General features: G+C 67.7%; 20 protein-coding genes and 2 tRNA genes. 20 read left to right on the forward strand and 2 right to left on the reverse strand.

The genetic code is table 11. The annotated features are described in order from the left end of the window. Window positions 1-68 precede the first annotated feature (68 nt). From MST3598_RS07025 to MST3598_RS07095, 15 genes are all read left to right on the forward strand, one after another. Window positions 69-824 carry a DUF4129 domain-containing protein gene (locus MST3598_RS07025; protein WP_029258314.1) on the forward strand — a complete coding sequence of 252 codons (756 nt, stop codon included), beginning with the start codon at window positions 69-71 and terminating at the stop codon, window positions 822-824. Continuing rightward, window positions 821-1,294: a hypothetical protein gene (locus MST3598_RS07030; RefSeq protein WP_231494416.1), complete on the forward strand. Its 474-nt coding sequence runs from the start codon at window positions 821-823 to the stop codon at window positions 1,292-1,294. Before MST3598_RS07025 ends, MST3598_RS07030 begins: the two co-directional genes overlap by 4 nt. Further along, complete coding sequence (locus MST3598_RS07035) at window positions 1,291-2,262, forward strand: AAA family ATPase (RefSeq protein WP_029258312.1); 972 nt, start codon at window positions 1,291-1,293, stop codon at window positions 2,260-2,262. Before MST3598_RS07030 ends, MST3598_RS07035 begins: the two co-directional genes overlap by 4 nt. Further along, window positions 2,259-3,572: a DUF58 domain-containing protein gene (locus tag MST3598_RS07040; RefSeq protein WP_029258311.1), complete on the forward strand. Its 1,314-nt coding sequence runs from the start codon at window positions 2,259-2,261 to the stop codon at window positions 3,570-3,572. The genes MST3598_RS07035 and MST3598_RS07040 overlap by 4 nt, the downstream gene beginning before the upstream one ends. Then, complete coding sequence (locus MST3598_RS07045; protein ID WP_029258310.1) at window positions 3,569-4,162, forward strand: hypothetical protein; 594 nt, start codon at window positions 3,569-3,571, stop codon at window positions 4,160-4,162. Before MST3598_RS07040 ends, MST3598_RS07045 begins: the two co-directional genes overlap by 4 nt. Window positions 4,163-4,171: 9 nt before the next feature. After that, complete coding sequence (gene uvrA, locus MST3598_RS07050) at window positions 4,172-7,060, forward strand: excinuclease ABC subunit UvrA (protein ID WP_021201521.1); 2,889 nt, start codon at window positions 4,172-4,174, stop codon at window positions 7,058-7,060. After that, window positions 7,060-8,964: an excinuclease ABC subunit UvrC gene (gene uvrC, locus MST3598_RS07055; protein WP_029258309.1), complete on the forward strand. Its 1,905-nt coding sequence runs from the start codon at window positions 7,060-7,062 to the stop codon at window positions 8,962-8,964. Before uvrA ends, uvrC begins: the two co-directional genes overlap by 1 nt. Before the next feature lie 34 nt (window positions 8,965-8,998). Then, window positions 8,999-9,871, forward strand: a complete 873-nt coding sequence (rapZ, locus tag MST3598_RS07060; RefSeq protein ID WP_029258308.1) for an RNase adapter RapZ — start codon at window positions 8,999-9,001, stop codon at window positions 9,869-9,871. A 67-nt stretch (window positions 9,872-9,938) separates the two neighbouring features. After that, the gene (gene whiA / locus MST3598_RS07065) at window positions 9,939-10,916 is read left to right on the forward strand and encodes a DNA-binding protein WhiA (protein ID WP_017830285.1); all 978 of its coding nucleotides are present in this window, start codon (window positions 9,939-9,941) and stop codon (window positions 10,914-10,916) included. A gap of 185 nt (window positions 10,917-11,101) precedes the next feature. Next, window positions 11,102-11,728, forward strand: a complete 627-nt coding sequence (locus MST3598_RS07070; protein WP_021201518.1) for a superoxide dismutase — start codon at window positions 11,102-11,104, stop codon at window positions 11,726-11,728. A 115-nt stretch (window positions 11,729-11,843) separates the two neighbouring features. After that, window positions 11,844-12,854, forward strand: a complete 1,011-nt coding sequence (gene gap / locus MST3598_RS07075) for a type I glyceraldehyde-3-phosphate dehydrogenase (RefSeq protein WP_021201517.1) — start codon at window positions 11,844-11,846, stop codon at window positions 12,852-12,854. 10 nt (window positions 12,855-12,864) lie between these two features. Then, window positions 12,865-14,079 carry a phosphoglycerate kinase gene (locus MST3598_RS07080; RefSeq protein ID WP_021201516.1) on the forward strand — a complete coding sequence of 405 codons (1,215 nt, stop codon included), beginning with the start codon at window positions 12,865-12,867 and terminating at the stop codon, window positions 14,077-14,079. Continuing rightward, the gene (gene tpiA / locus MST3598_RS07085) at window positions 14,070-14,861 is read left to right on the forward strand and encodes a triose-phosphate isomerase (RefSeq protein WP_021201515.1); all 792 of its coding nucleotides are present in this window, start codon (window positions 14,070-14,072) and stop codon (window positions 14,859-14,861) included. Before MST3598_RS07080 ends, tpiA begins: the two co-directional genes overlap by 10 nt. 81 nt (window positions 14,862-14,942) lie before the next feature. Beyond that, complete coding sequence (gene secG, locus MST3598_RS07090) at window positions 14,943-15,191, forward strand: preprotein translocase subunit SecG (RefSeq protein ID WP_017202783.1); 249 nt, start codon at window positions 14,943-14,945, stop codon at window positions 15,189-15,191. Next, window positions 15,191-15,544 (forward strand): RNA polymerase-binding protein RbpA, encoded by a 354-nt coding sequence (locus tag MST3598_RS07095; protein WP_017830291.1) that lies wholly within the window; start codon window positions 15,191-15,193, stop codon window positions 15,542-15,544. The genes secG and MST3598_RS07095 overlap by 1 nt, the downstream gene beginning before the upstream one ends. A gap of 69 nt (window positions 15,545-15,613) precedes the next feature. Here the strand turns inward: MST3598_RS07095 and MST3598_RS07100 are convergent, their stop codons facing one another. Next, window positions 15,614-16,846, reverse strand: coding sequence for a hypothetical protein (locus tag MST3598_RS07100; RefSeq protein WP_157749860.1), 1,233 nt, complete (start codon window positions 16,844-16,846; stop codon window positions 15,614-15,616). 142 nt (window positions 16,847-16,988) lie between these two features. Further along, window positions 16,989-17,059: transfer RNA gene (locus MST3598_RS07105), tRNA-Gly, on the reverse strand. 109 nt (window positions 17,060-17,168) lie between these two features. On the opposite strand from MST3598_RS07105, the gene MST3598_RS07110 reads away from it, so the two are divergent. From MST3598_RS07110 to MST3598_RS07130, 5 genes are all read left to right on the forward strand, one after another. Continuing rightward, window positions 17,169-17,242, forward strand: a tRNA-Pro gene (locus MST3598_RS07110). A 63-nt stretch (window positions 17,243-17,305) separates the two neighbouring features. After that, window positions 17,306-18,826: a trigger factor gene (gene tig / locus MST3598_RS07115; protein ID WP_096359500.1), complete on the forward strand. Its 1,521-nt coding sequence runs from the start codon at window positions 17,306-17,308 to the stop codon at window positions 18,824-18,826. 70 nt (window positions 18,827-18,896) lie between these two features. Further along, the gene (locus MST3598_RS07120; RefSeq protein ID WP_021201512.1) at window positions 18,897-19,391 is read left to right on the forward strand and encodes a tetratricopeptide repeat protein; all 495 of its coding nucleotides are present in this window, start codon (window positions 18,897-18,899) and stop codon (window positions 19,389-19,391) included. An 81-nt stretch (window positions 19,392-19,472) separates the two neighbouring features. Further along, a complete protein-coding gene (locus tag MST3598_RS07125) occupies window positions 19,473-20,069 on the forward strand; it encodes an ATP-dependent Clp protease proteolytic subunit (RefSeq protein ID WP_017830295.1) in 597 nt (198 codons plus the stop codon). A 20-nt stretch (window positions 20,070-20,089) separates the two neighbouring features. Then, window positions 20,090-20,731: an ATP-dependent Clp protease proteolytic subunit gene (locus MST3598_RS07130; RefSeq protein ID WP_021201511.1), complete on the forward strand. Its 642-nt coding sequence runs from the start codon at window positions 20,090-20,092 to the stop codon at window positions 20,729-20,731. Window positions 20,732-20,874: the final 143 nt, after the last annotated feature.

Here is a 20,874-nt window from a genome sequence, read left to right on the forward strand (position 1 = left end):
GTCGTGCGCTCACGGCTCGCGGGAATCGACGACCACGAGGTGGGGGAGCAGCCCCCTAGGGTGGAGGCATGTCGCGCCCCGAGCCCTCGATCCCGGGGCGGGAGCGTGCCGGGACAGACCGGCCGCGGGGGCTTCTGCTCCCGCTGATCGCGATAGCCGGCTTCTTCGCGACGATCATGTTCGCTGCCTCGGCACAGGGCCTTCCGCAGTTCGGAGGATGGTTCACCGCTACCGAGGAACGGGCAGGTGACGACGTCCTGCCGACGGCGCCGACGGAGACCGCGCCACCGCCGTTGGATCCCCCTGAGGATTCGCCGTTGCTCGCGATCATCGGCTACGTCCTCGCGGCGGTCGTCGTCGCCGTCGTGCTCGCGATGGTGTACCTCGGTCTTCGACTCCTGATCCGCTACCTCGTGGGTCTCTGGCGTGACCGTCCGCTCGCGCGTCGCGAGGCGGCGCGGGTCGATGCCCGGGTCGTCATCGCACCCGCGGCCCACGTCGAACCGGACGAGGCGACGATCCTGCGTGGAATCGCGGAGGCGCTGAGGACGATCGACGGTCGGACTCTGCCCGGCGACAGCATCGTGGCGGCGTGGGTGGGCCTGGAGGAATCGGCGGCGGATGCCGGCGCCGGCCGCGGCGTCAACGAGACGCCGTCGGAGTTCACCGTTCGCATCATCGGCCGACGTGCGGGGATCGCCGACGATGTCGTCGCCCTGCTGGGCCTCTACGAACAGGTGCGCTTCGGCGGGCACGACGCCGACGAGCGCGATCGGGCCCGAGCCGCCGAGTGCCTCCGCGGCATCCAGAAGGGCTGGCGATGAAGAGACGGATCCTGGTCCTGGGCGTCGGTGCCGCCGTCGCTGTGATCGTCCTGCTCCTGCTCGGCCAGGTGGGCTTTCCGGTTCCGTTCGTCTTCGCCTGGATGATCCTCGCCATCGCGGTGGTGTGCGCCTGCCGACAGGAGTTCATCGAGGTCGGGCCTGTCTGGCCCCCCGAGAAGCCGAGCCGCAAGACGCGCGGCTCGGAGGTATCCCGCATGGCCTGGGCGATCAACACGCGCACGGGAGTCGCCGGGCACGTCGTCGTGCGCCGGGTGCAGAGCGTGTTGAGACGACGACTCGCCCTGCGTGGACTCGACCTCGACGATCCCACGCATCACGCGCGCATCGACGCGCTGCTCGGCGGGGGAGTGCGCGACGCCCTGCACGGTCGTGAAGTGCGGAGCACTGACATCGAGATCGTGCTCGACGCGATCGAACGAATCCCGAATGACACGGAGGAGACCGGATGAGCAGCCAGGAGACCACGCAGATCGCCGCCACGGGGCGTCGAGTGCTCGACAGCGTACGCGGCGCCGTCGTCGGGATGGACGAGCCCCTCACGATCGCCCTCGCTGCGATCCTCGCGGGTGGCCACGTGCTCTTCGAAGACGTTCCGGGGTTGGGGAAGACTCTCGCGGCGAGGAGCCTGGCGTCCGCGCTCGGCCTCGGTTTCCGTCGCCTGCAGTGCACGCCGGACATGCTCCCGGGCGACGTCACCGGCTCCTACGTGTATGCACCGGCCTCCGGTGAGTTCGTGTTCCGACCCGGCCCCATCTTCACCGGCCTGCTCCTGGCCGATGAGGTGAACCGCACCACTCCCAAGACCCAGTCGGCGATGTTGGAGGCGATGGCCGAGCATCAGGTCACGGTCGAGGGCAACAGCTTCGCCCTACCGCGTCCGTTCCACGTGATCGCGACCTCGAATCCGATCGAGTACGAGGGCACGTACGCGCTTCCCGAGGCGCAGCTCGACCGGTTCATGGTACGGCTCGCCGTCGGCTACCCCGGGCCGGACGATGAGACGCGCATCATCCTCGACCGCGTACGCCGACAGAGCCCCGATGCGTCCGTCGATCCGGTCATCGACGAACGGGGGCTCCTCGCGATCCAGGAAGCCGTCGAGAGGATCCACGTCGATGCCGATGTCGCCCGGTACTGCGTGGAGCTCACGAGGTCGACGCGGGATGCGACGCATGTCGCGGTCGGCGCCTCGCCGCGCGGATCGCAGGCTCTCGTCCTGCTCGGCCGCGCACTCGCGGCGCTGGACGGTCGCGATTACGTGCGGCCGGACGACATCAAGCGCATCGCGGAACCCGTGCTCGCGCACCGGCTGACCCTGACGCCGCAGGCCTGGGCGCAAGGAGTGGATCCCCGGTCCGTCGTGGCGACGGTGGTCGAGGCCACGCCGGTGCCGCCGACCGTGGCCGCGGTGCGATGACCGAGCAGGTCCGTGTCACGGCACGTGCCCCCGTGCACTGGAGTCGGACGCCCGTGATCGCGATCGGACTCGCCGGCTCGACGATCCTCGCTGCCGTGGGGCTCGTCTTCTCGCGACCCGACGTGATCGGCATCGGGCTTCCGCTCGCGCTCGCGACGGCATGGATGCTGCTGCGTCGGCCCGGTGACGATGTGCTGTCGATCGAGCTGCGTGCACGTCCGGAGCGCTCGGACGGCTCATCGGAGGTCATCGCCGCGGCAGATGCGGTCCTCGACGGCGACTGGCTCCAGATCGCGGTCGATCAGGAGGAGCAGCGGTCGGGGGTCGCCGACGTGAAGGTCGGGAGCTCCGTCCTCACGTCGCGCAACCGCCTGCAGCACTCCGGTCCTCTGGAGCTGCTCGGAGTGACCGTGCGCGGGGTCGCTCTCGACGGCGCGTGGGTCACCGAGGCTGCTCCTCGCGTCGCACTGGGGTGGAACACACCGCCGCGGCATGTCCGGATCGGGCGTCTCCCGGTCGCGCCGCGATTGAGGGGTCTGCACGGTGCCCATGAGGGATCGCGGCCCGGCCAGGGCGGAGACTTCCGTGACATCCATCCGTTCGCCCCCGGCGACGAACTGCGCCGCGTCGACTGGCGGGCGACCGCGCGCGCCGCTCGCCGACCGGGTGAACTGCTCGTGCGACGCACTGCCACCCTCAGCGATTCCTCGGTGGTGATCGCGGTCGACACCGCGGAGGATCTCGGGACCGTCGTCGCCGCCTGGGGAGCGCACGATGCCGACCGGACAGGCGTCACCTCGCTGGACCTCGCGCGGGAGGCCGCGCTGTCCATCGCCACTTCGGCGGTCGGCGTCGGTGATCGGGTGGCGTACCACGCGCTGTCGCCCGGAGGTCTCAGCCTTCCCTCCGGTGGAGGTGCACGTCATCTCGCGCGGGTGCGGGACGTGATCGCGGCGACGGGTCAGAGTGACGAGGACTCCCGGTACCGCCGGTCGCCGGTCGTGCCTGCGGGATCCATCGTCTTCGTGCTCTCCACGTTCTTCGACGGTGTCGCCGCCCAGCTCGCCATCCGTTGGCGGGCGGCGGGGCACGCCGTGGTCGCCGTCGACGTGCTCCCGGCTCCGGACGAGAGCCGGCTCAGCCGTGAGCAGCGCATCGCGCTCCGGACCTTGCTCGCGGAACGCGCGGACATCCTCGTCGAGCTCCGGCATGCCGGCGTAGAGGTCGTCGCGTGGACGGATCAGGACGTCGACGTCGCGATGCGGCTCGCGGCGCTCCGTCAGCAGCGGGTGCGGACGGTGCGGCGGTGAGACGCGGTCTCCGTTCGTTCCGGGTGCGGGCGGCTGTTCCCGGCGTCACGGTGCGGCTCCTGCTCGTCGCGATGGTGTGGGCAGGGGCGGTCGTGCTCGTTCCATTCCCGTTGTGGCAGGGCGTGGCGGTGATCGCCGCGGTCCTCGCTGTCGTGCTCCCGCGGTCCCTGGCGGCGTGGTTCGCGGCGGCGTGCCTGGTGTTCGGAGTCCTCCTGACCCCACCCGATCCGGGACGCACAGCCCTCGCCGTCCTGCTCGTCCACGCGATCCACGTGCTCGCATCGTTGAGCCTCGTGATCCCGATCTCCTCGCGTGTCGCCCTCGCCGTCCTGGGGCCGAGCCTGTCGCGCTTCTGCATCATCCAGCTGCTGGCGCAGCCCGTCGTCCTCGCGGCATGGTTGCTGGCGCCGTCGAACGTCGAGCAGGGGATCACGGTGCTCGCCCCGCTCGCCGCAGTGATGCTCGTGCTCGGTGTCGGGCTGGCGTTGAGAGCCGTCCGGAGCTCGGATGTGCCGCGGCCGGCACGATCGGCGGGAGAGGAATCGGTCGCTGAGCGTCCTCGCGGAGCCAATGTCCGTGGCCCCTCGTAGACTTGTTCGGTGCCCATCGTCCCCGTTGCCTCCTCCGGAAAACTCAGTGTCCGCGGTGCCCGCGTCCACAACCTCAAGAACGTCGACATCGACATTCCCCGCGACTCCCTCGTCGTGTTCACCGGCCTGTCCGGATCGGGGAAGTCCAGCCTCGCGTTCGACACGATCTTCGCCGAGGGGCAGCGTCGCTACGTCGAATCGCTGAGCGCGTACGCGCGCCAGTTCCTCGGCCAGGTCGACCGACCGGACGTCGATTTCATCGAGGGCCTCAGCCCTGCCGTCTCGATCGACCAGAAGTCGACCAACCGCAACCCGCGATCGACCGTCGGCACGATCACCGAGATCTACGACTACATGCGCCTGCTCTGGGCGCGTATCGGTATTCCGCATTGTCCTGAATGCGGCGAACGCATCCAGCGTCAGACGGTGCAGCAGATCGCCGATCAGTTGATGGAGCTCCCCGAGCGCACGCGCTATCAGGTCGTCGCGCCGATCGTCTCGCAGAAGAAGGGCGAGTTCGTCGACCTGTTCCGCGAGCTCGGTGCCAAGGGATACTCGAGGGCCATCGTCGACGGCGATCTCATCCAGCTCGCCGAGCCGCCCACGCTGAAGAAGAGCTACAAGCACGACATCGCGGTGGTGGTCGACCGTCTGGTCGCGTCCGACGACATCCTCGGGCGCGTCACAGATTCGGTCGAGACCGCGCTCGGGCTCGCGGGCGGCGTGGTGCAGATCAACTACGTCGACGGCGAGGGCGACGACGCGTGGCAGACCTTCTCCGAGAAGCTGGCCTGCCCGAACGGGCACGCCCTCACTCTCACCGAGATCGAACCGCGCACGTTCTCGTTCAATGCGCCGTTCGGCGCCTGCCCTGCATGCTCGGGGCTCGGCACGCGCATGTCCGTCGACGTCGATCTGATGCTCGGCGACGAAGACCTCTCGATCCGCGAGGGCGTCATCATCCCGTGGACGACTCAGGGAAAGGGCCTGTTCCAGTACTACGAGCGTCTGCTCGAAGGTCTTTCCAATGATCTCGACTTCTCCTTGGACACCCCCTGGCGCGAACTCCACTCCGACGTGCAGAACGCCGTGCTGCGCGGCGAGAACTACAAGGTCTCCGTCAAGTGGAAGAACCGCTACGGACGCGAGATGCGATACACCTCCGGTTTCGAGGGTGTGGTTCCGTACATCGAGCGGCAGTACCTGCAAGCCGAGTCCGACAACCAGCGCAACCGCTGGGGTGAGTACCTCCGCGAGGTGCCCTGCCCCGTGTGCGATGGCAACCGACTCAAGCCCGAGGTCCTGGCCGTGCAGGTGCACGGTCATTCCATCGCCGAGGTCTCGCATCTGAGCCTCGCCGACGCGCGCGCTTTCATGGAGACCCTCACCCTCACCGACCGTGAAGCGAAGATCGCGGCCCAGGTGCTCCGCGAGATCCGCCTCCGCCTCGACTTCCTTCTGCAGGTCGGTCTCTCGTACCTGAACCTCAGCCGTTCGGCGGGCTCCCTCTCCGGTGGAGAGGCGCAGCGCATCCGGCTGGCGACGCAGATCGGCTCGGGGCTGACCGGCGTGCTCTACGTGCTCGATGAGCCGTCGATCGGACTGCACCAGCGCGACAACCGCCGCCTGATCGAGACGCTGCTCACCCTGCGCGACCTCGGCAACACCCTGATCGTGGTGGAGCACGATGAAGAGACCATCGAGGCAGCGGACTGGGTCGTCGACATCGGTCCCGGTGCCGGAGTCAACGGTGGCGAGGTCGTGCATTCGGGTCCGTATTCGGCGCTGCTCAATGACAGCGCATCGATGACGGGGGAGTACCTCTCCGGTCGCCGCGAGATCCCGATGCCGACGAAGCGGCGGAAGATCGACAAGAAGCGGATGCTCAGCGTGGTCGGGGCCCGTGCGAACAACCTCCGCAACGTCACCGCCGACTTCCCGCTCGGCGTCCTGACCGCGGTCACGGGGGTCAGCGGCTCCGGCAAGTCGTCGCTCGTCAATGACATCCTCTACCAGGTGCTGGCGTCGCGCTTGAACGGTGCACGCACCGTTCCCGGCAAGCACACGCGGGTGACCGGGCTCGACAACCTCGACAAGGTCGTGCACGTCGATCAGGCACCGATCGGCCGCACCCCGCGATCGAACCCGGCCACCTACACGGGGGTGTTCGACCGCATCCGCACGCTTTTCAGCGAGACACCGGAGGCGAAGGTCCGTGGATACCAGCCCGGCCGATTCAGCTTCAACGTCAAGGGCGGCCGATGCGAGGCATGCTCCGGTGATGGCACGATCAAGATCGAGATGAACTTCCTGCCCGACGTGTACGTCGACTGCGAGGTCTGCCACGGCAAGCGCTACAACCGCGACACGCTCGCCGTGCACTACAAGGGCAAGAACATCGCCGAAGTGCTCGAGATGCCGATCGAGGAGGCAGCCGATTTCTTCGAGCCCATCCAGGCGATCCACCGCTACATGAAGACGCTCGTCGACGTCGGGCTCGGGTACGTGCGGCTGGGCCAGTCGGCGACGACGCTCTCCGGCGGCGAGGCGCAGCGCGTCAAGCTGGCGACCGAGCTCCAGCGTCGCAGCAACGGGCGCAGCATCTACGTGCTCGATGAGCCGACCACGGGTCTGCACTTCGAAGACGTCCGCAAGCTCCTCGAGGTGCTCAACGGCCTGGTCGACAAGGGCAACACGGTGATCGTCATCGAGCACAACCTCGACGTGATCAAGTCGGCGGACTGGGTGATCGACCTCGGGCCCGAAGGCGGTTCCGGCGGTGGCCAGATCGTCGCCACGGGCACTCCGGAGCAGATCGCCCGCGTCGAGGCGAGCCACACCGGGCTGTTCCTCGGCGAGATCCTGGGTGAGGGGCGCTCCGCGCGGAAGGCCAGCTGATGGCCGATGTGCTGTCGTACAAGCCGAGGCCGGGGGAGATTCCCACCGACCCCGGCGTGTACCGCTTCCGCGACTCTGCCGGCCGGGTGCTCTACGTGGGCAAGGCGAAGAACCTGCGTCAGCGTCTGTCGAACTACTTCGCACCGCTGCGCACGCTGCATGAGCGCACCCGTCGTATGGTCACCACCGCGTCGTCCGTCGAGTGGACGGTCGTCCCCACCGATGTCGATTCGCTGCAGCTCGAATACATGTGGATCAAGGAGTTCGATCCGCCCTTCAACGTGCGCTACAAGGACGACAAGTCCTACCCGTTCATGGCCGTGACCCTCGCGGACGAAGCACCCCGAGTGATCGTCACCCGCAACCGCAAGATCCCCGGCGCACGGTACTTCGGTCCGTTCCCGAAGGTCTGGGCGGTGCACGAGACCATCGACCTGATGATCAAGGCCTTCCCGATCCGCACGTGCAGCGACTCCAGCTACCGGCGTGCCATGCAGACAGGCCGTCCGTGCTTCCCCGGGCAGATCGGCAAGTGCGGGGGCCCCTGCTCGATGACAGTGAGCATCGAGGAGCACCGTGCCATGGTCGACGACTTCGTCGCCTTCATGGCAGGTGGCGACGAGCGTTTCACCCGCGAGCTCACGAAACGGATGCTGGCGGCATCCGCGGCGATGGACTATGAAGCAGCGGCCAAGTACCGTGACAAGCTCTCGGCGATCGAAGCCGTGCTGGGCAAGAGCGCACTGGTCCTCCCCAGCGACGAGGACGCCGATCTGTTCGGGATCGCGGAAGACGAACTCGCCGCCGCAGTCCAGCACTTCGTGATCCGTGGCGGCAGGGTGCGTGGTGTGCGCGCCCTGACCATCGAGAAGGAGATCGACATCTCCAGCGGCGAGCTCGTCGAGCAGGTGCTGCAGCAGGCCTACGGAGAGGCGCAGGACGTTCCGCGTCGGATCCTGGTTCCGACACTGCCCGATGACGCCGCGGAACTCGAGGTGTGGCTGCGTGAGCGCCGCGGCAAGAAGGTCGAGATCGCGGTCGCGCAGCGCGGCCAGCGTGCCGACCTCATGCGGACCGCCACGCTCAACGCGCAGCAGGCACTGATCCGGCACAAGACGCGACGCACGACCGACTATGTCGCTCGAACCCAGGCGCTGACCGACCTGCAGGAGGCGCTCGGCATGGACGAAGCACCGCTGCGCATCGAGTGCTTCGACATCTCCCACCTCGGTGGCACGAATGTCGTCGCGTCGATGGTGGTGTTCGAAGACGGGCTTCCCCGTAAAGACCAGTACCGGTCGTTCAACATCGCCGAGACGACCGATGACACCGATTCCATGTACCAGGTGCTCCGTCGCCGTCTGGCCTACCTCGATCGTCCCGAAGAGCCCGAGGCCATCGACCCGACGACCGACGAGGTCGTGGCGGAAGACGTCGGGGAGGCGACGGTGCGACGCAAGCCCCGATTCGCCTATCCGCCGCAGCTGCTCCTCGTCGATGGGGGACAGCCGCAGGTGGAGGCCGCGGCCCGAGCGCTCCGCGACGCCGGACACACTGAGATCGCGGTCTGCGGCATCGCCAAGCGTCTCGAGGAGGTCTGGCTCCCCGGAGAGGACTTCCCCGTGATCCTGCCCCGTACGAGCGAAGCCCTGTACCTTCTGCAGCGCCTGCGCGACGAGGCGCACCGGTTCGCGATCACGCATCAGCGCAAGAGGCGGCGCAACGACATCGGCTCGGTGCTCGCCGAGGTACCGGGACTCGGGGCCTCCCGCATCAAGGTGCTGCTCAAGCACTTCGGTTCGGTGACCGCTCTCCGCGCCGCCGAGCCGGAACAGATCGAGGAAGTCCAGGGAATCGGTCCCGTGCTCGCTCAGAACATCCACACGCACCTGTCCACTCGCTAGGCTGGAGGCCGAGGGGGAGAGGGAGCACTGAGCAATGAATGACGGGGAGAAGGGCGAGTTCCTCATCGTCACGGGAATGTCCGGCGCAGGTCGGACGACGGTGGCGAACGCACTCGAGGATCTCGGCTGGTACGTCGTCGACAACCTGCCCCCGCAGATCCTGCGTCCGCTGCTCGATCTGACCGATATGGGCGGCACTGCTCTGCCGAAGGTCGCGGCGGTCGTCGATGTGCGCGGACGCAACCTCTTCGACGACTTCCCCGGGGTGGCGCGCGCACTGCGCTCCCGCGGTTCCGTTCGCGTGCTCTTCCTCGACGCGTCCGACGACGTCCTGGTGCGTCGGTTCGAGTCCGTGCGGAGACCGCACCCTCTGCAGGGCGAAGGCACACTGCTCGACGGCATCCGCATCGAGCGCGCCCGGCTCGCGCCGATCCGCGAAGCGGCCGACCTGGTGATCGACACGTCGACGCTCAACATCCACCAGCTCGCCACCCAGGTCTCCGACATCTTCTCCGAGGAGGGGGAGGCGCGACACCGGGTCACGCTGCTCAGCTTCGGGTTCAAGTACGGCCTGCCGACGGATGTCGACATCGTCGCGGACATGCGATTCCTGCCGAACCCGTTCTGGAACGAGGAGCTGCGGGGTCTGACGGGGAAGGACGAGACTGTTCGCGAGTACGTGCTCTCCCGGGATGGCGCGATGGAATTCCTGGACGCCTACTCCGCGGCGCTGGTGCCGGTGCTCGAGGGATATCAGCGCGAGAACAAGAGTCACTCGACGATCGCGATCGGCTGCACGGGGGGAAAGCACCGCTCCGTCGCCATGTCGGAGGAGCTGTCGCGCCGCCTCGCCGCGATCCCGGGCGTCGCCGTGAACGTCCGTCACCGGGACCTGGGCCGAGAGTAGCGGGCCGTCCGGCCGAGTAAGCTGGACGTTTGCGTCGCGATCCGGCGCGTGAACGTGAAGGAGTGTCGTGGCACTAACCACCGACGTCAAGGCCGAGCTGGTCAGCATCCGCAATGCACCCCCGACGGTGCGAGTCGCGGAAGTGACCGCCATCCTCCGGTTCGCCGGTGGTCTGCATTCGATCGCCGGTCGCGTGGCCGTGGAGGCCGAGGTCGACGCGGAGACCCTTGCGCGCCGCGTCGCTCGTGACCTCGCCGAGATCTACGGTGTGCGACCCGAGATCGCCCAGGTCCAGTCGAGCACCGCGAACGACGGCGCACGCTGGGCGGTGCGCGTGATCGCGCAGGGGGAGACCCTCGCCCGTCAGACCGGGCTGCTCGACCAGCGTCGGCGCCCCGTGCGCGGATTGCCCAACCGGCTCACCACCGGCTCGCGGGCCGAGGTCGCCGGACTGTGGCGCGGTGCCTTCCTCGCCGCAGGATCCCTGAGCGAGCCCGGACGCTCGGCCATGCTCGAGGTCGTCTGCCCCTCGTCGGAGGCCGCGATGGCCCTCGTCGGTGCGGCGCACCGCCTCGGAGTCGCCGCCAAGGCGCGCGAGGTGCGCGGGATGCCCCGCGTGGTCGTGCGCGAGGGCGAGGCGATCCGCACCATCCTCAACGAGATGGGTGCACAGAAGACCGCCATCGCGTGGGAGGAGCTCCGCCAGCGCCGCGAGGTGCGGGCCGGCGTCAACCGTCTCGTGAACTTCGACGACGCGAACCTTCGCCGTTCCGCACAGGCCGCCGTCGCGGCGTGCGCACGTGTCGAGCGCGCACTGGAGATCCTGGCCGACGAAGTCCCCGATCATCTCAAGGTGGCCGGCGAACTCCGTCTGGCGCACCGCGACGCCAGCCTCGATGAGCTCGGCCACCACGCCGACCCGCCCCTGACGAAGGACGCCGTCGCCGGCCGCATCCGCCGTCTGCTCGCGATGGCCGACAAGCGCGCGCAGCAGGAGGGCATCCCCGGAACGGAAGCCGCGGTCCCCGTCGGACTCGACGTCTGATCCACCTCTCGACCAAGACCCGCCGACCGGCACCCGGACGGCGGGTCTTTCGTCATACGACGGAAGGATCGGGGGCGCCGCCGCGTTGTCGTCAGTAGGATGAATCACGTCCGCTCTACGCCGCACATCGGCGGCGCGGAGGATCGGCAAGCGCCGCGGCGCGGCGCGGATTGGATGAAAGCGATATGGCGACCTACACGCTCCCCGACCTTCCCTACGACTTCGCAGCCCTGGAGCCGCACATCAGCGGCAAGATCATGGAGCTGCACCACGACAAGCACCACCAGGCATACGTGACGGGTGCGAACACCGCGCTCGACCAGCTCGCCGAGGCGCGCGAGAGCGGAAACCTCGCGAACGTCAACAAGCTCGAGAAGGACCTCGCGTTCAACCTCGGCGGTCACGTGAACCACTCGATCTTCTGGACGAACCTGTCGCCGAACGGCGGCGGTCAGCCCGAGGGCGAGCTGAAGGCGGCGATCGACGAGTACTTCGGCTCGTTCGAGAAGTTCCAGGCGCACTTCACGGCAGCGGCGACCGGCATCCAGGGATCCGGGTGGGCGGTCCTCAGCTGGGATTCGATCGGCTCGCGTCTGATCATTCAGCAGCTGTTCGACCAGCAGTCGAACACCGCGCAGGGCACGATCCCGCTGTTCCAGCTCGACATGTGGGAGCACGCCTTCTACCTCGACTACCTCAACGTGAAGGCTGACTACGTCAAGGCCGCGTGGAACATCGCGAACTGGGAGAACGTCGCCCAGCGCCTCGAAGTCGCCCGCAAGCAGACGAACGGCCTGCTGGTACTGTCGTAATCGGGTCGCGTCCCGACGGGCCACGGCTCGTCGGGACGCCCTCTCAGCCAAAAAACCCCGCGCTTCACGCGTGCTGGAAAGCAGCGTGCAGTGCACGAGAAACAGGGAGACCTGAGTGTCTGTCAAGATCGGTATCAACGGCTTCGGCCGCATCGGACGCAACTACTTCCGCGCGGCTCTCGCGCAGGGAGCGGACCTTGAGATCGTCGCCGTCAACGACCTCACCGACAACAAGACCCTGGCGCACCTGCTGAAGTACGACTCGGTGGGCGGCGTCCTCGACGCCGAGATCAGCTACGACGATGAGAGCATCACCGTCAACGGCAAGACGATCAAGGCGTTCGCCGAGCGCGACCCCGCCAACCTCCCCTGGGGTGAGCTGGGCGTCGACATCGTCATCGAGTCCACCGGCTTCTTCACCAAGGCTGAACTCGCCAAGAAGCACATCGAGGCCGGCGCGAAGAAGGTCCTCATCTCGGCCCCGGGCACCGGTGTCGACGGCACGTTCGTCATGGGCGTGAACGAGGACACGTACAACCCGGAGACCGATCACATCATCTCCAACGCCTCCTGCACGACGAACTGCCTCGCGCCGCTCGCCCAGGTCTTCAACGACGCTTTCGGCATCGACCGCGGCTTCATGATGACGGCTCACGCGTACACCGCGGACCAGAACCTGCAGGACGGCCCGCACAGCGACCTGCGTCGTGCACGTGCTGCCGCGATCAACATCACGCCGGCGTCGACCGGTGCTGCCAAGGCCATCGGCGAGGTGCTCCCGGAGCTGCAGGGCAAGCTCAGCGGCTCGTCGTACCGCGTTCCGGTTCCGACCGGCTCGATCGTCGACCTCACCCTCATCACCGACCGTGAGAACCTGACGGTCGACGAGGTCAACGAGGCGTACAAGAAGGCCGCTGCCGAGGGTCGCCTCGCCGGCTACCTCCAGTACAACGAGGACCCGATCGTCTCGAGCGACATCGTGCACAACCCGCACTCGTCGATCTTCGACTCGACGCTCACCAACGTGAGCGGCAACCTGATCAAGGTCTCCAGCTGGTACGACAACGAGTGGGGCTACTCCAACCGTCTCGTCGACCTGACCGAGTACGTGGCCGAGCGCCTCTAAGCTCAGACACATGACTCTGCGCACCCTGGACACTCTGGGGTCGCTCGAGGGCAAGCGCGTCATCGTCCGTTGTGATCTCAACGTCCCCTTGCGGGATGGGATCATCACGGACGATGGCCGTGTCCGCGCCTCGTTGCCGACCCTCAACGCACTCATCAATGCGGGCGCCCGCGTCGTCGTGTGCTCTCACCTCGGGCGGCCGGACGGCGCGCCCGACCCGAAGTACAGCCTGGAGCCGGTGGCCCAGCGCCTGTCCGAGCTGCTCGGTGCCCCGGTCGCGTTCGCACGCGACACGGTCGGCGAGTCGGCGAAGGACGCCGTGGAGTCCCTCGAGGACGGCGGAGTCGTCGTCATCGAGAACCTGCGGTTCAACCCGGGGGAGACCTCGAAGGACGACGCCACCCGTGCGGCTTTCGCGGCCGAACTCGCGGAGCTCGGCGATGTGCTGGTCTCCGATGGGTTCGGGGTCGTGCACCGCAAGCAGGCGAGCGTCTACGAGCTCGCCGAGCTGCTCCCGTCCGCGGCCGGTCTGCTGATCGCGACCGAACTCGACGTGCTCGACCGTCTGACCGAGAATCCCGAGCGTCCGTACGCGGTCGTGCTCGGCGGCTCCAAGGTCAGCGACAAGCTCGGCGTCATCTCGCACCTGCTGCCGCGCGTCGACAAGATCCTCGTCGGCGGCGGCATGCTGTTCACCTTCCTCAAGGCACAGGGTCACGCCGTGGCGTCGAGTCTCCTGGAAGAGGACCAGCTCGAGACCGTTCGCGGCTACATCGCGGAGGCGGCGGAGCGTGGCGTGGAGCTCGTGCTCCCCACCGACGTCGTCGTCGCCGCATCCTTCGGCGCCGATGCCGCGCATGAAGTCGCTGCAGCCGATGCCATCGAGTCCACGCCGTTCGGTGCCTCCGGCATCGGCCTCGACATCGGCCCGGAGACGGCGGCACGTTTCGCCGAGGTCATCCGCGAGTCGAAGACCGTGTTCTGGAACGGCCCGATGGGCGTGTTCGAGTTCCCGGCGTTCGCGGCGGGTACCAAGACCGTGGCGCAGGCGCTCACCGAGGTCGACGGCCTCAGCGTCGTCGGCGGTGGCGACTCCGCGGCAGCCGTGCGGCAGCTGGGCTTCTCCGACGACCAGTTCGGTCACATCTCGACCGGCGGCGGCGCGAGCCTCGAATTCCTCGAGGGCAAGAAACTACCTGGGCTGGAGGTCCTCGGATGGGCGTGAACTCCCGTACCCCGCTGATCGCGGGAAACTGGAAGATGAATCTCGACCACCTGCAGGCGGTCGCGTTCGTGCAGAAGCTGCACTGGACGTTGAAGGACGCGAAGCACGAAGACGGATCGGTCGAGGTGGCGGTCTTCCCGCCGTTCACGGACATCCGCAGCGTGCAGACGCTCATCGACGCGGACAAGATCCCGTTCGCGCTCGGAGCGCAGGACGTCTCGGCACACGACTCCGGTGCGTACACCGGTGAGGTGTCGGGGGCATTCCTGGCGAAGCTCGACGCGAAGTACGTCATCATCGGTCACTCCGAACGCCGTGAGTACCACTCCGAGGGCGACGACATCGTGGCTGCCAAGGTGAAGGCCTCGCTCAAGCACGGACTGGTCCCGGTGATCTGCGTCGGCGAGACAGCGGGCGACCTCGAGAAGTTCGGCGCCAGTGCGGTCCCGGTGTCCCAGCTCGAGGCCGCGCTCGAGGGCGTCTCGCCGAAGGCGGACATCGTCGTGGCGTACGAGCCCGTGTGGGCGATCGGCTCCGGCCAGGCAGCGACCCCGCAGCAGGCACAGGATGTCTGCGCCGCACTGCGAGCCGTCATCGCGAAGGTCCTGGGCGACGAAGCGGCTGCGCGCACGCGCATCCTCTACGGCGGCTCGGTGAAGTCGGGCAACATCGCCAGCTTCATGCGCGAACCCGATGTGGACGGCGCTCTGGTCGGCGGGGCGAGCCTCGTCGTGGACGAGTTCGCCGCGATCATCCGCTTCGAGAAGCACGTCGGCGTGTGAGTGCAGCGGGGCTTCGGCCCCGCTGCACCGTATACTTGACCGTTACGGGGGCGCTCCGGCCCCAGCGAAAGGCTCTTTCTCGTGGCAATTCTCGAGTTCGTCCTGCAGGTCGTGCTGGGCATCACCAGCGTTCTGCTGACCCTCCTCATCCTCTTGCACAAAGGCCGCGGCGGTGGCCTGTCCGACATGTTCGGTGGAGGCATGACCTCAGCGGTCGGCTCTTCCGGGCTCGCGGAGCGGAACCTGAACCGCTTCACCGTCGTCCTGGCTCTGACGTGGTTCGTCTCCATCGTCGCGCTGGGCCTCATCACGAAATTCGAGGTCATCTGATGGCTACCGGTGGAAACGCGATCCGCGGCACCCGTGTCGGCTCGGGCCCCATGGGCGAGCAGGACCACGGTTATCACGCCGACCGCATCGCAGTCTCGTACTGGGACGGTCTCGGCAACGAGACCGTGCGCTACTTCGCCGCCGGTCTCCCCGAAGAGGAGATCCCGGAAACGATCGATCACCCGCAGTCGGGTCTTCCTGCCGGCCGCGACAAGGAGAATCCTCCTGCGCTCGCGAAGGCGGAGCCGTACAAGACGCACCTCGCCTACGTGAAGGAGCGTCGTACCGACGAGGAAGCCGTCCAGCTTCTGGACGACGCACTCACGCAGCTGCGCGAGCGCAGGGGCCAGTGACCTCGGTCTGACATCGAAGAAGCCGCCGCGAGTAATCGCGGCGGCTTCTTCCGTACCCTGACACCGTCTTCAGCGGCAGCCCGCTGCGGCGTCGATGTAGTTCTGCGGGGGATAGCCGTACGCCCACACCCCGTTGGCGTCGTCGGTGTAGCCCATGCTGATGGCCCACGCGGTCGCCCACTTCTCGATGCTGTCCTGAGTGGACGAGTCGTACATGCTCTGGCACTTCACGCTGATCGCGTGCCCCACCTCATGGGCGACGAGCGCCTTGCTTCGGATGCCCGGCCACTGCTCGGCGACCGAGTTCGAGAGCTCGATCGTTGCGCGCCCGGACTCGCCCCACCACCAGGTCGTGTACCCGCCCATGCTGCCGTTGTAGCCGGCGCCGCTCACGACCGGCGACCAGTCGAAGTCGAGGAGCACGCCGGGCGCGAGGGATCGGGCGAACGCCTCGATCTCGAGCCGGGCGTTCAGCAGCGGCCCCGCTTTCTCCGCCAGCTCTTCGCTCTCGGTGGCGACGACTTGCGCGGCCGCGTCCTGCAGCGAGAGGTAGGAGGTTGCCTCGCTGTCATCCATGGTCGTCGCGGCGGTCGCATCGGCGGCTGCTGCGCGCAGGGCGATCACGGCCTCGTTGCGGGCGGAGAGGTGCGCGGCCTCGAACGCCGGAGCGGCCGCGCCGGCGGCGTTGATCACGGCCACCCCACTCTCCGCCACAGCCTCATGCGCGTCTGCCGTCTCGGTGGAGGCGACGGCGAGCTCATCGGACAGCACGTCGAGATCGTGCCGTCGCTGTTCCAGCTCCGACGTGGCGCCGAACAGTTCCCAGAACCAGCCCGGCTTCGTGCCCACCCCGGCGATCTCCGTCGCGACCACGGCGTCGGCCTCCGAGGCGGCGGTGGTGCCGTCGGCGAGCGCTGAGGCGAGCCCTGCCTGGACCTCCTCGGGCACCGCGATCGGCTGGTTTCCTCCGGCGAGGATCTGTTCCGCCGCGCCGGTGACCGCGCGGAGGTCCGCGATCGCCTCACGGACCTGCGTCTTCGTGGTCGACGTCGCCTCGGCGGTGCTCTCGTATCGCGACAGCGCGTTGTCGTACCCGAGGTTCGCCGTCACCTGAGTGAGTGCCAGCCCTGCGATCACGGCCGCTCCGCCGATCAGACCGACGCCGATGCCCGTGCGTCTCATCCGACGTGGCGTCGCCGCTGCAGCAACGGCGGGATCAGCGGAGAACACGACGGGCAATACGTGCCCACCGGGGAGCGGCGCCGTGCGCGTGTCGGCGTCCGGCCGGGACTGGTCGGTCACGTCGTGCCCATTCGATGATGCCTTCCGGTCGGAGACTGCGTGCAGCGATGCTCACAGCGTATTCGACGGGCGGACGCGAGCCGGAGAAGGTCACGGGGAATGAGAGAAGGCCCCCACCGATGGTGGGGGCCTTCTCGAGCGGAGGGGCTGACGGGAATCGAACCCGCATCATTAGTTTGGAAGACTAAGGCTTTACCACTAAGCTACAGCCCCGGATCCGGACCTTCGGAAAGGTTCGGTACCGACTCATCGACTATACCGGACTCTGGCGCATGCTCCGGTCCGTTAGACTCGGTGGGGCTGAATCCGCGTGCGGATTCCCCGGGGCGTAGCTCAGTTTGGTAGAGCGCCCGCTTTGGGAGCGGGAGGTCGCAGGTTCAACTCCTGTCGCCCCGACACAGCCCCCACGGACCTTACAGCCGCGAATCGAAGCGGAAATCACAAGGAGAACACACCAGCATGGCGAACAGCACCGTCGAGAAGCTGACCCCGACCCGGGTCAAGCTCACCATCACGGTCACCCCGGACGACCTCAAGCCCAGCATCGCTCACGCGTACGAGCACATCGCTCAAGACGTGCAGATCCCCGGCTTCCGCAAGGGCAAGGTCCCGGCTCCGATCATCGACCAGCGCATCGGTCGTGGCGCCGTCATCGAGCACGCCGTCAACGAGGGCCTGGACAAGTTCTTCCGCGAGGCGACGGTCGAGCACAAGCTGCGCGTCGTCGGCCGTCCGGCTGCCGACATCACGCAGTGGCCGAACGAGAAGGATTTCTCGGGTGACCTGCTCGTCGACATCGAGGTGGATGTCCGCCCCGAGATCGAGCTGCCCTCCTACGACGGCATCACCGTGACGGTCGACGCCGTCGAGGCCGATGACGCCGCGCTCGACGCCGAGCTCGACAACATGCGCGCGCGCTTCGGCACGCTGGTCCCGGTCGACCGTCCGGCCGCCAAGGGCGACTTCGTCGAGCTCGACCTCGTCGCCACGATCGACGGTGCCGAGATCGACCGCGCCGAGGGCGTCTCCTACGAGATCGGCTCCGGCGAGCTGCTCGAGGGCATCGACGACGCGATCGAGTCGCTCACCGCCGGCGAGGACACCACCTTCCGCTCCGCTCTCGTCGGTGGCGACCACGCCGGCTCCGAGGCCGAGGTCTCCGTGACCGTCAAGGCCGTCAAGGAGCGCGAGCTCCCCGAGGCCGACGACGACTTCGCGCAGATCGCGAGCGAGTTCGACACGATCGCCGAGCTCCGCGAGAGCCTGGCCGAGCGCGTCGCTCAGCAGGGCGTCTTCACGCAGGGCTCCGCCGCGCGCGACAAGCTCGTCGAGGTGCTGCTCGAGCAGATCGAGATCCCCGTTCCGCCGCAGCTCATCGAGGACGAGGTGCACAACCACCTCGAGGGCGAAGGCCGTCTCGAGGACGAGGTGCACCGCGCCGAGGTCACCGAGGCGAGCGAGAAGCAGTTCCGCACGCAGGTGCTGCTCGACACGATCGCCGAGCAGGCCGATGTGCAGGTCTCGCAGGAAGAGCTCAGCCAGTACCTCATCCAGTCGGCTGCGCAGTACGGCATGGCTCCGCAGGAGTTCGTCGAGGCGCTGCAGTCCTCGAACCAGCTCCCGGCGCTCGTCGGAGAGGTCGCGCGCAACAAGGCCCTCGCGATCGCGCTCGGCAAGGTGAAGGTCGTCGACAGCAACGGCAAGGCCGTCGATCTGTCCGACTTCATCGTCACCGACGACGAGGCGGAGTCCACCGACGCCGAGTCCGCCGAGGCCGAGGAGAAGCCGGCCAAGAAGGCTCCGGCCAAGAAGCCCGCCGCCAAGAAGGCTCCGGCCAAGAAGGCCGATGACGCTGACGAGGCCGAGAAGCCGGCTGCCAAGAAGCCCGCCGCCAAGAAGGCTCCGGCTGAGAAGGCTCCGGCTGAGAAGGCTCCGGCCAAGAAGGCTCCGGCGAAGAAGGCGGCCGACAAGGCCGAGTGATCGGACACGATCCAGTGAAGAGGGCGGGTGCTGCGGCATCCGCCCTCTTTTCCATCCAGGGAGGGCAATCATGAAGACGTGGGATGAGCGCATCGACGAGGTGTGGGACGACGCGACGGGTGAGGAGGTCGGTGACGACACCATCGCCCGCATCGACGCCCTCGCCGCCGAGCGCGGAGCAGGTGACGCCCGCGCCGAGTTCGAACGCGCGGGCGCGCGGGATTCCGCGGGAAGGCCCGCGGAAGCCATCGTTCTGTATCGGCGCGCGCTGGCATTGGGGTTGGATGCTGAGCATCGCCCGCAATGCGTGATCCAGATGGCGAGCTCGCTGCGGAATCTGGGCGAATACGACGAGGCCCTCGCCGTGATCCGCGCCGAGGAGCAGCTGTCGGCCGACGGTCCCTACCGTGACGCCATCGCGTGCGTGCACGCCCTCATCCTCGCAAGCGCGGGGCGACCAGCGCAGGGTCTCTCGGTGGCGCTGCTCGCCCTGGTCCCGCATCTGCCGCGCTACCACCGGTCGATGACGGCGTATGCCCGCGAGATCGCGGACGCCGACACCTGATATGCCGACGGCGAACACGGCCTGGGTGCCGCGTTGTCGCCGGTAGATTCGAATCACTGAAACACGGAATCAGGAGCTGACATGGCTGCAGAACCCCTCCTCGCAACGAGCGTCTTCGACAGGTTGCTGAAGGACCGCATCATCTGGCTGGGGTCGGAGGTGCGCGACGAGAACGCGAACGAGATCTGCGCGAAGATCCTTCTTCTCGCCGCAGAAGACTCCGAGCGAGACATCTACCTCTACGTGAACTCGCCCGGCGGTTCGATCACCGCGGGCATGGCGATCTACGACACGATGCAGTTCGTGCCGAACGACATCGTCACGGTCGGCATCGGAATGGCCGCATCGATGGGTCAGCTGCTGCTGACCGCCGGCACCAAGGGCAAGCGCTACATCACGCCCAACGCCCGGGTGCTGCTGCATCAGCCGCACGGCGGCTTCGGCGGCACGTCGAGCGACATCCAGACCCAGGCGCAGCTCATCATGTCGATGAAGAACCGCCTCGCGGAGATCACGGCGGCGCAGACCGGCAAGTCGGTCGAGCAGATCAACGCCGATGGTGACCGCGACCGCTGGTTCACCGCCGAGGAAGCCCTCGAGTACGGCTTCGTCGACCACATCCGCGAATCGGCCTCCGACGTCATCGGCGGCGGCGGAACCGACCAGGACACCGAGTAACGGAAAGCGAAAGGACGCTCATGTACACACCCACCTTCCGCTCAGCCGGTGACCTGCCTTCCAGCCGCTACGTGCTCCCGCAGTTCGAGGAGCGCACCGCCTACGGATTCAAGCGCCAGGACCCGTACAACAAGCTGTTCGAAGACCGCGTGATCTTCCTGGGCGTGCAGGTCGACGACGCGTCGGCCGACGATGTCATGGCGCAGCTCCTCGTCCTGGAGAGCCAGGATGCCGAGCGCGACATCACCATGTACATCAACTCGCCCGGTGGCTCGTTCACCGCTATGACGGCGATCTACGACACGATGCAGTACGTCGCGCCGCAGATCCAGACCGTCGTGCTCGGCCAGGCGGCCTCCGCTGCGGCCGTGCTGCTCGCGGCCGGCGCGCCGGGCAAGCGCCTCGCGCTCCCGAACGCCCGCGTGCTGATCCACCAGCCCGCGATGGGTGAGGCGGGCCACGGCCAGGCCTCCGACATCGAGATCCAGGCCGCGGAGATCCTCCGCATGCGGACCTGGCTCGAGGAGACCCTCGCCGGCCACACGAAGCGCACGCCGGAGCAGGTGAACCGCGACATCGATCGCGACAACATCCTCTCCGCCGCACAGGCGCTGGAGTACGGCATCGTCGACCAGGTCCTGACGACGCGCAAGCGCGTCTGACCCGATCGATCCCGAAGGGCGTCCGTCATCACGACGGGCGCCCTTCGTCGTGCCCGGCGGATGTGCAGAGCCCCCACGCTCGAGTGCGCATATGAGCATCATGATGCGCGAACGCTGATGAGGGCCTACTCTGGGAGAGGAAG

The organism is Microbacterium sp. TPU 3598, assembly GCF_002356155.1.
Classification (GTDB): Bacteria; Actinomycetota; Actinomycetes; order Actinomycetales; family Microbacteriaceae; genus Microbacterium; species Microbacterium maritypicum_A.

Coding starts and splice junctions, on each gene's coding strand:
- MST3598_RS07125 (WP_017830295.1), top strand. CDS start 19,473: ATGGCTGCAGAACCCCTCCTCGCAACGAGCGTCTTCGACAGGTTGCTG.
- MST3598_RS07130 (WP_021201511.1), top strand. CDS start 20,090: ATGTACACACCCACCTTCCGCTCAGCCGGTGACCTGCCTTCCAGCCGC.
- MST3598_RS07095 (WP_017830291.1), top strand. CDS start 15,191: ATGGCTACCGGTGGAAACGCGATCCGCGGCACCCGTGTCGGCTCGGGC.
- MST3598_RS07120 (WP_021201512.1), top strand. CDS start 18,897: ATGAAGACGTGGGATGAGCGCATCGACGAGGTGTGGGACGACGCGACG.
- MST3598_RS07025 (WP_029258314.1), top strand. CDS start 69: ATGTCGCGCCCCGAGCCCTCGATCCCGGGGCGGGAGCGTGCCGGGACA.
- tpiA (WP_021201515.1), top strand. CDS start 14,070: ATGGGCGTGAACTCCCGTACCCCGCTGATCGCGGGAAACTGGAAGATG.
- uvrC (WP_029258309.1), top strand. CDS start 7,060: ATGGCCGATGTGCTGTCGTACAAGCCGAGGCCGGGGGAGATTCCCACC.
- tig (WP_096359500.1), top strand. CDS start 17,306: ATGGCGAACAGCACCGTCGAGAAGCTGACCCCGACCCGGGTCAAGCTC.
- MST3598_RS07040 (WP_029258311.1), top strand. CDS start 2,259: ATGACCGAGCAGGTCCGTGTCACGGCACGTGCCCCCGTGCACTGGAGT.
- MST3598_RS07080 (WP_021201516.1), top strand. CDS start 12,865: ATGACTCTGCGCACCCTGGACACTCTGGGGTCGCTCGAGGGCAAGCGC.
- rapZ (WP_029258308.1), top strand. CDS start 8,999: ATGAATGACGGGGAGAAGGGCGAGTTCCTCATCGTCACGGGAATGTCC.
- MST3598_RS07030 (WP_231494416.1), top strand. CDS start 821: ATGAAGAGACGGATCCTGGTCCTGGGCGTCGGTGCCGCCGTCGCTGTG.
- MST3598_RS07035 (WP_029258312.1), top strand. CDS start 1,291: ATGAGCAGCCAGGAGACCACGCAGATCGCCGCCACGGGGCGTCGAGTG.
- MST3598_RS07070 (WP_021201518.1), top strand. CDS start 11,102: ATGGCGACCTACACGCTCCCCGACCTTCCCTACGACTTCGCAGCCCTG.